At 62.1% G+C, this 12610-nt stretch carries 9 protein-coding genes and 1 pseudogene; 5 read left to right on the top strand and 5 right to left on the bottom strand.

The features are described from left to right. Positions 1–92 precede the first annotated feature (92 nt). Positions 93–1946: a dihydroxy-acid dehydratase gene (gene ilvD, locus ESZ00_RS08865; protein WP_129207726.1), complete on the bottom strand. Its 1854-nt coding sequence runs from the start codon at positions 1944–1946 to the stop codon at positions 93–95. A gap of 189 nt (positions 1947–2135) precedes the next feature. Here ilvD and ESZ00_RS20300 point away from each other — a divergent pair. Continuing rightward, positions 2136–3062 (top strand): annotated as a pseudogene (locus tag ESZ00_RS20300) (TIGR03435 family protein). A gap of 284 nt (positions 3063–3346) precedes the next feature. On the opposite strand, the gene ESZ00_RS08880 reads toward ESZ00_RS20300, so the two are convergent. Further along, positions 3347–3982: an outer membrane beta-barrel protein gene (locus ESZ00_RS08880; protein ID WP_129207729.1), complete on the bottom strand. Its 636-nt coding sequence runs from the start codon at positions 3980–3982 to the stop codon at positions 3347–3349. A gap of 395 nt (positions 3983–4377) precedes the next feature. On the opposite strand from ESZ00_RS08880, the gene ESZ00_RS08885 reads away from it, so the two are divergent. Both ESZ00_RS08885 and ESZ00_RS08890 read left to right on the top strand, forming a co-directional pair. Beyond that, positions 4378–6471 carry a radical SAM protein gene (locus ESZ00_RS08885; protein ID WP_129207730.1) on the top strand — a complete coding sequence of 698 codons (2094 nt, stop codon included), beginning with the start codon at positions 4378–4380 and terminating at the stop codon, positions 6469–6471. 176 nt (positions 6472–6647) lie between these two features. Further along, the gene (locus ESZ00_RS08890) at positions 6648–8024 is read left to right on the top strand and encodes an alpha-L-fucosidase (protein ID WP_129207731.1); all 1377 of its coding nucleotides are present in this window, start codon (positions 6648–6650) and stop codon (positions 8022–8024) included. A 25-nt stretch (positions 8025–8049) separates the two neighbouring features. On the opposite strand, the gene ESZ00_RS08895 is transcribed toward ESZ00_RS08890, so the two are convergent. The 3 genes from ESZ00_RS08895 to ESZ00_RS08905 all read right to left on the bottom strand — a co-directional run bounded on the left by ESZ00_RS08895 (position 8050) and on the right by ESZ00_RS08905 (position 9733). Beyond that, positions 8050–8436, bottom strand: a complete 387-nt coding sequence (locus ESZ00_RS08895) for a DUF6632 domain-containing protein (protein WP_129207732.1) — start codon at positions 8434–8436, stop codon at positions 8050–8052. A 43-nt stretch (positions 8437–8479) separates the two neighbouring features. Further along, positions 8480–9250 carry a helix-turn-helix domain-containing protein gene (locus ESZ00_RS08900; protein ID WP_129207733.1) on the bottom strand — a complete coding sequence of 257 codons (771 nt, stop codon included), beginning with the start codon at positions 9248–9250 and terminating at the stop codon, positions 8480–8482. Between the two features lie 66 nt (positions 9251–9316). Next, entirely contained in the window at positions 9317–9733 is a 417-nt protein-coding gene (locus ESZ00_RS08905; RefSeq protein WP_229741059.1) for a nuclear transport factor 2 family protein, read from the bottom strand. Positions 9734–9874: 141 nt separating this feature from the next. Between ESZ00_RS08905 and ESZ00_RS08910 the strand changes: the two genes are divergently transcribed. Further along, positions 9875–10930 (top strand): A/G-specific adenine glycosylase, encoded by a 1056-nt coding sequence (locus tag ESZ00_RS08910; protein WP_129207734.1) that lies wholly within the window; start codon positions 9875–9877, stop codon positions 10928–10930. Beyond that, positions 10927–12603 (top strand): M28 family peptidase, encoded by a 1677-nt coding sequence (locus tag ESZ00_RS08915; protein ID WP_129207735.1) that lies wholly within the window; start codon positions 10927–10929, stop codon positions 12601–12603. The genes ESZ00_RS08910 and ESZ00_RS08915 overlap by 4 nt, the downstream gene beginning before the upstream one ends. Positions 12604–12610: the final 7 nt, after the last annotated feature.

Consider the following 12610-nt stretch of genomic DNA (forward strand, 5'->3'; position numbering starts at 1 on the left):
CGGGCTTGAATGGGCCATCCTCGTCTCTTCGCTTGATGAAAAGCAGCAGGTCGGGATGACAATCGCTCTGCTGCCGATGCGCCGCCGTGCTGCTACTTCGCGTGAAGCTGTGTCACGTCCCGGATGGCGCCGCGTGCCGCATTGGTGGTGAGCGCGGCGTAGGCCTGGAGCGCGGGAGAGACGACGCGCTCGCGGTTGACCGGCTTCCATGCGTTGGGGCCGCGGGCGGCCATGGCCTTGCGGCGCTCTTCGATGACCGCATCGCTCAGGTCGAGCTGGATCAGGCGGGCGGGGATATCGATCCTGATCGGATCGCCGGTTTCAACCAGCCCGATCAGTCCGCCTTCGGCCGCTTCCGGCGAGACGTGGCCGATGGAGAGTCCCGAGCTGCCGCCGGAGAAGCGCCCGTCGGTGATCAGCGCGCAGGCTTTGCCCAGCCCCTTCGACTTCAGATAGCTGGTCGGGTAGAGCATCTCCTGCATGCCGGGACCGCCCTTCGGGCCTTCGTAGCGGACGACGACCACGTCGCCAGCCACAACCTTGTCGTTGAGGATGCCTTCCATGGCGTCTTCCTGGCTCTCAAAGACGATCGCCTTGCCATGCATGACCAGGATGGAGGGATCGACGCCCGCGGTCTTTACGATGCAGCCTTCCGGCGCGAGATTGCCGAAGAGCACGGCGAGGCCGCCGTCCTTGCTGAAGGCATGCACGGCGGAGCGGATCACGCCGGATTCGCGGTTGGTATCGAGCTCGTCCCAGCGTGCGGACTGGGAGAAGGCCTGCTGCGTCGGGACGTTGCCGGGCGCAGCGCGGTAGAAGGTGTGGACCGATTCTTCCTGGGTGCGGATCACGTCCCAGCCGTCGAGCGCTCCACCGATGGTCGCCGCATGGACGGTCGGCACGGTGTTATCGATGAGGCCGGCACGGTCGAGTTCGCCGACGATGGCCATGACGCCGCCGGCGCGGTGTACGTCTTCCATGTGGACATCGCTCTTGGCGGGCGCGACCTTGCACAGGCAGGGCACCTTGCGCGAAAGGCGATCGATGTCGGCCATGGTGAAGTCGACCTCGCCCTCGCCGGCGGCGGCGAGCAGGTGCAGCACGGTGTTCGTCGAGCCGCCCATGGCGATATCGAGGCTCATGGCATTTTCAAAGGCTTCGCGGGTGGCGATGCTGCGGGGCAGCACGCTGGCGTCGTCCTGCTCATACCAGCGCTTGGAGAGGTCGACGATCAGGCGGCCGGCGCGGCGGAAGAGCTGCTCGCGGTCGGAGTGGGTCGCCAGCACCGAGCCGTTGCCGGGCAGCGAGAGACCGAGTGCTTCGGTAAGGCAGTTCATCGAATTCGCGGTGAACATGCCGGAACAGGAGCCGCACGTCGGGCAGGCGGAGCGCTCGATGACGGCGACTTCTTCATCCGAGTAATGGATATCGGCGGCAGAGACGATGGCGTCGATCAGGTCGAAGGCCTGCTTCTTCTCCTTGACGACCGCCTTGCCGGCCTCCATGGGGCCGCCGGAGACGAAGACGGCAGGGATGTTGAGGCGCATGGCAGCCATCAGCATGCCGGGGGTGATCTTGTCGCAGTTCGAGATGCAGACCAGGGCATCGGCGCAGTGCGCGTTGGCCATGTACTCGACCGAGTCGGCGATCAGCTCGCGCGAGGGCAGCGAGTAGAGCATGCCGCCGTGACCCATGGCGATGCCGTCGTCCACAGCGATGGTGTTGAACTCCTTGGCGACGCCGCCGGCTGCCTCGACCTCGCGGGCTACCAGCTGGCCAAGGTCCTTCAGGTGGACGTGTCCGGGGACAAACTGCGTGAAGCTGTTGGCGACGGCGATGATCGGCTTGCCGAAATCTCCATCCTTCATTCCGGTGGCGCGCCAAAGGCTGCGGGCACCCGCCATGTTGCGGCCGTGCGTAGTTGTCCTGGAGCGGTAGGGTGGCATGCATGTACCTCGAATGAGCTGTTAAGAAAAGCCTAGTTGAGTGGATGGCGGCTGTAAAATCTCTGAAAACCAGCGGGGACCGGGCATAACCGGCATGGAAAACCAGATGCCTGCTTTTCTATGGCTGGTCCGTCTAATCCATGCTGGCCGTTATTGCATGCGGAGCATCTCACGGGGAGAAGCTGGATGATGCGCAGTCGCCTGGTGATTGCTGTATCCGTGTTTGCCTTGGTCTGTTTTCCCGGAGATGGCCTGCGGCACCCGCTAGGGCTGTTTGCTCAGGCAACTTCTGCCGCCGTGTCTGAAGGGAATCCCGATTCGGCCAGAGGCAGGCACTGGGCCTTCGATGTGGTTTCAATCCGGCCGAGCAGAAGCGGCGCCGGTTTCAGCATGGGTCTCGGGCCGGATGGCTACTCGGCGACGGGTGCGCCGCTCGCGACCACTATTTTCAATGCTTATTTCCCCATTGGGCGCCAGGTCAGGAGCGAGCTGGTCGATGCGCCTGACTGGGTCTGGAAGACACGCTATGACTTCACAGGAAAGGTCTCAGGCGAGAATGTGACGGAATGGCGCCGCTACAAGGAAGCTCCGGCTTCGATGGGGGGTAACCCCATGTTGCAGTCCATGCTGCAGGCGGCGCTGGTGGAGCGATGCGGGCTGCAGGTTCGCAGGGAGCCGGGAACGATTCGCGGCTATGCCCTGGTACTTGATAAGAAAGGCCTGAATCGCAAGGAAGTGAAGGATGCGGCGGCCACCATGCCGGACTTGCCCATCAAGGTGCCGATGGTCGGAGGAGGATTCGTCGTCCCGTTCGCGCGTGGCACGTAGAATCCGCAGGTGCAATATGTGCATGTCACCATGGCTGCATTCGCAAACCAGTTGCATGGTTTCGTCGGGGCGCCGGTTGTCGATCGTACCGGCCTGACCGGTACCTATGACTTCAGTCTGCCGAAGCTCGGCCAGAATCCGCCGGTAGCGAATGTGGGGATGGCTGCGCTAGATACAGGCCCCAATGACGAGTGGGACTTTCAGAGTCTTGGCCTGAAGCTTGAGCCGATCGCCATCCCGGTGGAGATGGTAGTGGTCACCCATATCGACAAGCCGGACGTGAACTAGGTCGTATCCACCTATATCCAGGCAGAAAATAAGCGACTTATCTTGCGGATTGTCATTCCGACCGGAGTGAGCCGTAAGGCGAACGTAGCGGAGGAACCTGCAGTTTTCTCCGGCACAGGCAAAACCGCAGGTCCCTCCACTCCGCTGCGCTCCGGTCGGGATGACAACGATAAGGGTAAGTTCTTTATTTTCAGATCATCTATATGGGAATACGCCCTAGATATCTATCCTGAAAAGCACCAAGCCCCGCACGCGTGCGGGGCTTGGTGCGGGCTGGACTCCGTTTAGAACTTGAGGAAGACGCCGGCCATCGGTTCGGAGGTCAGGCGGCTGGTGCCGGTGGTCAGTGCCGTCTCATTGAAGTCGGGCGTCTTATAGAAGACGCCGCGGTACTGGACGCGAATGCCGAAGTGGTCGGTCAGCAGCGCTTTGTCGATGCCTCCGGCAAAGTTGACCCCAGTACGGCCCTGCCAGGAGACATTCTGTCCGCCGTTGAGCGACGGCGAGAAGACGACCGCGCTGACGCCGGCCAGGGCGAAGGGCTTGAATCCGAGAACGCCGATCGGGGCCTGGACCAGGTACGAGCCGCCGAACTCGTGCATGTTGTGCTGGTAGCTGTAGGACTGGCCGGTGTAGTACTCGGCGAAACGGGTGTAGCCGTAGCTGGCTTCCCAGCCCAGCCACCAGTGGTAGCTCTTGCGGAAGGCGCCCTGTGCGCCGGCCGACCTGGTGGGCCTGTCGGTGATGCCGTCGCCGGTGGTGGTCCCGGTGAACTGCGCGAATCCGCTGACGGCGGCGGAGGAATTCTTGAGGATGTTCTGTGCCTTGGCGGCGGGAACCAGCATGACCGCTCCGGCGAGTGCGAACAGGGCCAGGCGGGCGGCGGACAGCGGGGTGCGGGGCGCGAAGAAGCGGAACATCGGTGCGGAAAGACCTCCAAAAGAACAATACTAACTGCTGCGGCTGGGTTAGTCCCCGGCTGCCAGTTGTCCGTTGCCGAGGACTGGGGACTGACAACTGGGGACTTGGACGGCTTCGGGACAGTTTGGTGACCGGTTGGCCGGGAAATCGGCGCCGTTCGGAGGGCGGAATCCCCGTCCGGCTGTGGATTTTCCCCATTCACTTACATCCCGTTCAGACAGGGCTCAGCCGGGGCTATGCTAAGGATGGAAAAGGTCTTCCGGGCCGAATTGCGTCCGGGAGCCGGCATCTTTCGGGTGCATCTTCCACCATTTTTCGTTTTTGTAGTTTGTTTTACCCGCCCTCTCCCCCTGCCGGGGCCGGCGGTAAGGACGAGCAACAGGAGATTAACTTCATGTCGAAAGCCGTCAAATACGCCGAGCGGGCAGTCACGATCGCAGCCCAGGCTACCTGGACCATCTTCGAGAAGCTGAACAGCATCAAGCCGAACCCGTCGTTCACGCCCAAGTGGTCGGATAAGCCCCTGCTCAAGTCGTGGCAGAAGGAAAAGCCCCCCCTCGGCTGGCCGCGTACGACCGACTCGCTCTGTCCCAAGTGCGTGCCTGAGATTCGCCAGCAGATCATCGACGGCAAGCTGCCGCACGAGATCCTTCTGAATGAGAAGGTTGGCGAGATCAAGGCGCAGATCATCGAGCGCGACGGCAAGATCCTGATGGTCAAGGACTGCCCCAAGCACGGTCACTTCGAGGACGTCATGTCCATCGACCCGGCCTTCATGAAGCACCTCGAAGAGGTCTTCCCCGGTCGTGACATCAAGGCGCACAATGACGAGAAGCTGCACAACCACGGGACGTCGACCGTTACGCATGGCCGCGGCTCGGTTCTGACCATCGACCTGACCAACCGCTGCAACATGATGTGCGACCCCTGCTTCATGGACGCCAACCAGGTTGGTTTCGTCCACGAGCTGACGTGGGAAGAGATCAAGCAGATGCTGGATAACGCCATCAGCATCAAGCCGCGCCGCCAGATGTCGGTGCAGTTCTCGGGCGGCGAGCCGACCCTGTCGCCGTACTTCCTCGACGCCGTTGCCTACGCCCGCAAGGTCGGTTACAACTCCGTCCAGGCCGCGACCAACGGTATCGAGTTCGCAAAGTCGAAGGAATTCTGCAAGGCCGCTGCTGAGGCGGGTCTGCGTTACGCCTACCTGCAGTTCGACGGTATCGGCAACGCCGCCAACTCGCACCGCAAGGTCGGTAACCTGTTCGACGTTCGCGTCCAGGCCATCCAGAACCTGCACGAGGCCGGTGTGGACATCGTTCCGGTGACCACCATCATCAACGGCATCAACAACGAGCAGGTCGGCCGCATCATCAACTTCGCGCTCGACAACCCGAAGACGATCAGCTTCCTGAGCTTCCAGCCGGTTTCGTTCACCGGCCGCGATGAAGAGATCAGCGACGAGCGCCGTAACGCGCAGCGCTACACCCTCTCGCACATGGCGCATGACGTCAAGAACCAGACCGGCCTCGGCGTACCGACCCGCGACTGGTTCCCGATCAGCTTCATGTCCACCTTCTCCGACTGGGCCGATCTGGTCCATGGACCGGACAAGGATTGGGGTCAGCTCTCCTGCGGATGCCACCCGAACTGCGGCATCGGCATGGCGCTGATGATCGACAAGGAAACCAAGGAAGCCGTCCCGGTGACTGCCTTCCTGAACGCCGAGCAGCTGGCCAAGGACGTCGCGAAGGTCAACGATGCGGCTCGTGGCAAGTTCCTCTCGATCGTCGGTGTCACGCTCGCGCTGCTGCGCAACTACGATCCGACCAAGTCGCCCACGCACTTCCGCATCCTCGACCTGCTGCAGAAGTTCGACAAGTGCTTTGGCGCTACGAACCGCAAGTACGGCAAGGTGACCGGCGACCGTACCATGGCCGACATCGAGAAGCGCCGTGCCGACCGCTGGAACTTCCTGTTCATCGCCGGCATGTGGTTCCAGGATCTGTTCAACTACGACTTCCGCCGCACCGAGCAGTGCATCATCCCCTACGCGACGCAGGAAGGCGAGATCAGCTTCTGCGCGTACAACACGGGCGTCGGCTGGCGCAACATCATCGAGAAGATGCACATGACCTCCACGCTCACCAAGTGGTATGACGAGCATGGCCGCCATGAAATCTTCGCCGGTGGTAAGAAGGTCGGCATGAACAGCACCGAGGCCAAGAACAAGCTGGTCCTGAACCAGGAGCACGTGGACTCGGCCGCCAACGACACCTTCGACAAGCTGGGTATCGCCAAGAACGCCCGCGAAGAGAAGATCCGTGCGCGTGATGCGAAGCTGAAGCAGGATGCCGAGAACGCCAAGATGGCCAAGCTGTATCGCGAGCATGTGCTCGGCGAGAAGCCGGTCGAAGGCTTGGTTTCGCTCGACTCCATCAAGCCCGCTCCGAAGGTTCAGCCCGAAGAGCCCGTCATGGGTGACTAGGACTGCGCGTCCAGCGACACGCGCCTTCGGCGCAAAACAAAAAGGCCGACTCGAGAGAGTCGGCCTTTTTGTTTGTTGGCATCTGTGGATGCAGACGTTTCATTTCTTATGCGGAAGCAGTGGCGACGCTTTACATTGGGTGAAATCGATACGCCGCTTTCAACGTGAGGTGCTGCTTGGATCGCAGAAATTTCTGCCTGGGGCTGGGTGCATTTTCCGGGGGCATGATGATGCCGTCTTCATTGCGTGCTGCACGCACGATGCCTGCAGCCGCGGGCATGCCGAAACCGATGCCGCAGCCGCACTCGGAGCGCCTGGCCTGGTGGACCGAGGCGCGTTTCGGCCTCTTCATACACTGGGGCGTTTATGCCATTCCGGGGCGTGGGGAATGGGTGCAGTTCAACGAGCAGATTCCGGTCGAAGAGTATGCGCGGCTGGCCGAAGAGTTCCGTCCGGCAGAGTTCGATGCCGCCGCGTGGGCAGCCCTGGCGAAGGATGCGGGGATGAAGTACACGGTGTTGACGGCGAGACATCACGACGGCTTTGCGCTTTTCGACGATCCGGGCAATCCCTTCACCAGCGTCAGCACCGCGGCACGGCGTGACTTCGTTGCCGAATATACGAAAGCCATCCGGCAGGCAGGACTTCACGCCGGTCTTTACTATTCGCCACTCGATTGGCGCTTTCCCGGCTTTTTCTTTCCCGACCTCTACAAAGAGAATGCGGTGAAGATGCGTGAGCAGTACCATCGGCAGATCGAGCGCCTGCTCACAAACTACGGTCAGATCGATGTGCTCTGGTTCGACGGCGGCGAGACCGACTGGTTGAGCTTCGGCCATGACATGCACACGGCCGAATTCGCCAAGCGCAAACCCGGCGAACACTATCGCGGCCAGTTCAGCTGGCAGGGCGAAAAGGCGTATGAGACGATCCGGCGGCTGCAGCCGCAGATCATTGTGAACAACCGCGGTGCCGATGTGCCGCCCGATTATTTCTCCCGTGAGTGGATTACCGGTGACTTTGACAACCAGACGCCGTGGGAGGCCTGCTATCCGCTGGCCGGCTCCTGGGGCTATGCTGGCGATACCGAGCCGATGTCGCTGCGTGAAGCGATCCAGTTGCTGGCGAATGTGGCTGGGCGCGATGGCAATCTGTTGTTCAATATCGGTCCCCGTGCCGACGGCAGTATTGTGTCCAGCCATGCCGCTCGCCTGCGGGAGATCGGCCAGTGGCTCACGAAGTATGGAGAGAGCATCTACGGCACCCGTGGCGGACCATTTCTGCCAGGGGTTTACGGTGCCTCGACGCATCGCGTCGAGAACATCTATGTGCACATACTGAATAAGGAAATCAGCAGGCTGAAACTGCCGCCGATTCCGGCTCAGGTATCCAGCGTTGCAAGCTTGACGGGAGAGGCTGTGCACATACGGCAGACCGTCGCCGGTATCGACCTTGAGCTTGAGCGTAGCGGCGCGAACGAGACCAGCGTGGTTGTTGTGCTCAAGCTCGACCGCGATGCGGGCCAGATCCTTCCCGTGCCGGTCGAAGGCTAATGGAGGCGCTGCCGGCGCTTCTACCTTAGCCTGTGGTGCCAGCAGGCGAGGACCGGCGTGGCGCCAGTGCCGTCAACACGGCCCAGATAAGAATAAGCACGGCCACACCGATCAGCTCGCCACGCATGACCATACCACGCCATGCCTGATAGCCCATGACCACGGCATGGGCCAGGCTCGACCACGCCGTGAAGGCGATGAGACTGCGATGCCCGGCCGGGTTGCGGATGGTGAGCAGCAGGAAGATGCCGAGCGTGACGTAGAGGCTCATCATCATGGAGAGCGCCGGCTCCTGCGCCAGGAACAGGATCATGGGGTAGGCGAGCGCGAGGAAGAGCACGCCGAAGACACAGAGTGCGACCTTCAAAGCAAGGTTGCGGTCCATCACCACCTCCCGCTTCCAGGTATTCATGCCTGCGAATGCGTGCTGCGAGTGTAGCGCGATGCGGCGCCGGTTATAGAGGAAACATGCACTCCACCTTGAGCTCCTGCGCGGGGACGATATTCGGTGCGCCGACGATTGTGATCAGCGAGAAATAAGACCAGCGCTCGCCGCCTTTGCGGAAGGTCAAGGGGACGACCGGCAGATGGCTGCGCAATGTCTTCAACTCGCGCACACCCGGATAAGCATGGAGGCTCTCGAGCAGGGCCACGGTCTTTTGATCCACGACATGGCCGACGACCTCGCGCTGCACGCGGTCGAGCAGTGCTGCCGCGGCCTGCTCCCAGTTTTCGACGTACGGGCGCAGCGCCTCGGGATCGAACATCAACCGCAGCAGGTTGCGCGGCTTCGGGTAATGCGAGAGATCGGTCAGGGAGCCGAAGAAGCGTGGGGCAGCGTCGTTGGTGCGCAGCACATTCCAGTAGCGGTCCATCAGCAGCGCGGGGTGAGGCTTATGCTGTTGCAGCATGCGATCGACTGCGCGCAGGACCGACGCCATCTCCGGTGCATCCCAGGATGACTCAAGAAATACGGGAGCGTAGCCGGCTGCGAGCAGCAACTCGTTCTGTTCGCGCAGCGGGATGTCGAGCGCGCGTGCCAGCACCAGCAGCAGATCCCGGCTCGGTGCGCTGCGTCCGCTCTCGATGAAGCTGATATGGCGCTGCGAGACGCCGGCATCGAGTGAGAGATCGAGCTGGCTGCGGCCGCGCTGGCCGCGCCAGTAGCGCAGCAGCGTGCCGAGCGGCTCTCTTTCAGGTTGAAGGGTGAGAGAATCCGGTGGCATTGCTTGACTCCGCTTCCGAGGTGCGGCGCCGGCGCAGGGGTTCCCCGTGCACCGGCGCCTTCAGGGTTAAAAGGCAATGGGGCCGACCGAGCCGATCCAGCTGCGGACCTGCTCCGGGTTCGCCTCGTCCATGTAGAAGAAGTGTGTCATGACGGGCTTCACGACAGGCTTCGCGGGGTCGTCGGGCGTCATGGTCACGATGCCGCGAAAGATCTTCAACGAGCCGCCGTCCCAGTATTCGAGCACGTCGTGATGCGCCGTGAACCCCGTGTCGATGAAGGCGCGGAGGTTCTCGCGGATGGCTTCGCGGCCTTTCCATGCGGCGATGCCGAGATGGCAGGTGGCGTCTTCGGCGAAGCAGTCAAAGCCTTTGCCAAAGGTCTTGTTGTCGATCTCTTTCCAGAAATCGAGCAGCCACTGCGGCGCCTCTTTCCGGGTCATGGTCATGGCGGGGGGTGCGATTTGTATGGTGTCGGTCTGCATGGTCTCTCTCCTTGAGGTAGGTTGGCTGCGCCGGCAGCAGCCATGCTTTGCTCTACTTTCGCGCCAGGAGAGAATCGCAGCAATTACGCGCGAGGTAATCGAGATGCGGAACGGCGGGAGTCTTCGCCGTACAATCGCTCTATGCTTTCCATCGCCCAAAGGCGCGATTTCCGGCAGATGCTGCTGGCATGGTTCGATACGCATGCGCGCGATCTGCCGTGGCGGCGCACGCGTGACCCTTATGCCATCTGGGTTTCGGAGATCATGCTGCAACAAACGCGGGTGGTCGCGGTCATCGAACACTATGCGCGCTTCATGCAGCGTTTTCCTGCGCTTGATGCCCTTGCTTCTGCGCGAGAAGAAGATGTGCTCGCGGTGTGGTCCGGGCTGGGCTACTATCGCCGCGCCCGTATGCTGCATCGTGCTGCGCAGAAGGTGCAGGCCGAGCTGGGCGGGGTGATGCCGAAAACCGCCGAGGAGCTGCGCGATCTACCGGGCATCGGTGCATACACCAGCGCCGCGGTGGCCAGTATCGCGTTTGGTGAGGCGGCAGCTGCGGTCGACGGCAACGTGGAGCGCGTGCTGATGCGCGTGCAGGGCTGGGATGAGTCGAATGCTTCCGCTACCCGATTGCGTGAAACCGCGGCCGAGTTTCTCGATGCAGCACGGCCGGGCGATTTCAATCAGGCCATGATGGAGCTGGGCGCAACGATCTGCGTGCCGCGCGGTCCGCTGTGTCTACAGTGCCCGGTGCAGCCGCTGTGCGCCACGCGCGGCGAGCACCTGACGGGCGAGCGCAAGAAGATGCAGAGCCGTACCGTCTCCCATGCTTTTGCGCGCAGGCGTGGACGGGTGTTGCTGGCACAGAGGCCCAAGGACGCATCGCTGATGCCGGGCATGTGGGAGCTGCCGTCGCTTGAGAGCGGAGCCGCTCCGCAGAGCCTGCGCGTGCTCGAGGTGAAGCATGCGATTACGGTGACGAATTACACCGTCGGGGTCTACGATTTTTCTGCCGCCGGGGATGAAGCCCTGCCGAAGACGGAGCAGGTGATGCGCTGGTTCGCAGTCTCCGCTCTGCATGAGGTGGCTCTGACGGGCCTGGCGCGCAAGGTGCTGAAGAAACTGGGCGCGTTTCCGAAGATTGCGGCTCACGCAAAATCTGTAACAGATACTGATTCAAATATGGGAGTGCGATGAAGAGCAAGCTGATTCTGGCAGCATGTGCAGCGGTTTTGACGATACCGGCAATGGCGCAGCAGGCGTCCGTGCCCGAGATTGCGGGCATCCCGGCTGCGGCGCGGCAGGCCGCGGCCTCGATTGACCCGGAGAAGATTCGCGCGCATGTGCGCTTTCTTGCCGATGATCTGCTCGAGGGCCGCGGGCCGGGGCAGCGCGGCGGCGATATCGCGGCGAAATACATCGCCACGGAGTTTGCGCTCGATGGCCTCAAGCCTGCCGGCGATAACGGCACGTATTTCCAGAAGGTACCGCTCTATGCGGTGCATACCGAGGAAGACACGACGAAGTTCGAGTTCGATCCGCAATCCGGAGCGCCGCTCGCTCTGAACTACGGCACCGACTATGTGACCAAGGATCAGACAGGGCAGGCTGCGGCAGACCTCGACGCGCCGATCGTCTTCGTCGGTTACGGTATCGATGCACCGGAGTACAAGTGGGACGACTACAAAGGCGTCGATGTGAAGGGCAAAATCCTGCTCGTCATTGTGAATGAGCCGCCTTCGAGCGACGAGAAGTTCTTCAAGGGCAAGGCGCTCACCTACTACGGTCGATGGACCTACAAGTACGAAGAAGCTGCGCGCAAGGGCGCGCTGGGCGTGCTGATTATCCATCGCACCGATCTCGCCAGCTATGGCTGGGAGGTGGTCGAGAACTCGCAGTCGGTGGAGAAGTCGTACCTGGCAGGCGATCCTGCGGCGACGCTGCGCGCCGCAAGCTGGATTCAGCTCGATGTGGCACGCAAGCTGTTTGCGATGGCCGGCAAGAATGTGGACCAGGAGATCGAGGCCGCGGGCAAGCCGGGTTTCACGCCATACGAGCTGCCGGTGCGGCTGAAGGCGCATGTGGCGAGCCGCGTGCGGCATTACATCTCGAGCAATGTGGTCGCCGAGGTGCCGGGTGCCGACTCTACGCCGAAGCAGGCCGTGATCTACACGGCGCACTACGATCATCTCGGCATCAACCCGGCAATGAAGGGCGATAACATCTTCAACGGCGCGGGCGATAACGGCACGGGCTGCGGCATTCTCCTCGAGATGGCGCGGGCGTATGCCAATGCTTCCGTGCGTCCGCCGCATGCCATGTACTTTGCTGCGGTTACGGCGGAGGAGCAGGGGCTGCTGGGCTCGCAGTTCCTCGGCATGCACCCGCCGGTGCCGACGAAGGACATCGCGCTCGATCTGAATTACGACATGATCAACCCGATCGGTGTGCCGTTGGATATCGAGGCGGGCGGAGCGGAGCGCACGACCTTCTATCCGACGCTTGAGAGGACGGCGAAGGCTTTCGATCTCGCGATCAATCCCGATCATTTCCCGCAGGCGGGATCGTACTACCGTTCGGATCACTTCAGCTTCGCGCGCGTGGGTGTTCCTGCGTTTTCGATCGACCAGGGCACGCACTTTGAAGGTCATGATGCGGCCTGGGGTGAGGCTCAGGCCAAGGACTACAACGAACATCGCTATCACCAGCCGAGCGACGAATATACGGACGCGATGGACTTCCGCGGCAATGCTAAGCTGGCGCGCTTCGGGTTCATTCTCGGGTGGCAGGCTTCGGCGATGAAGCAGAGCGTCGAGTGGCAGCCGGGCGATGAGTTCGAGCGGCCGCGCAAGGCGAGCGAAGCGCAGTAGGAGGCGG

Origin of the sequence: Silvibacterium dinghuense (assembly GCF_004123295.1) — a bacterium.
Lineage (GTDB): Bacteria > Acidobacteriota > Terriglobia > Terriglobales > Acidobacteriaceae > Silvibacterium > Silvibacterium dinghuense.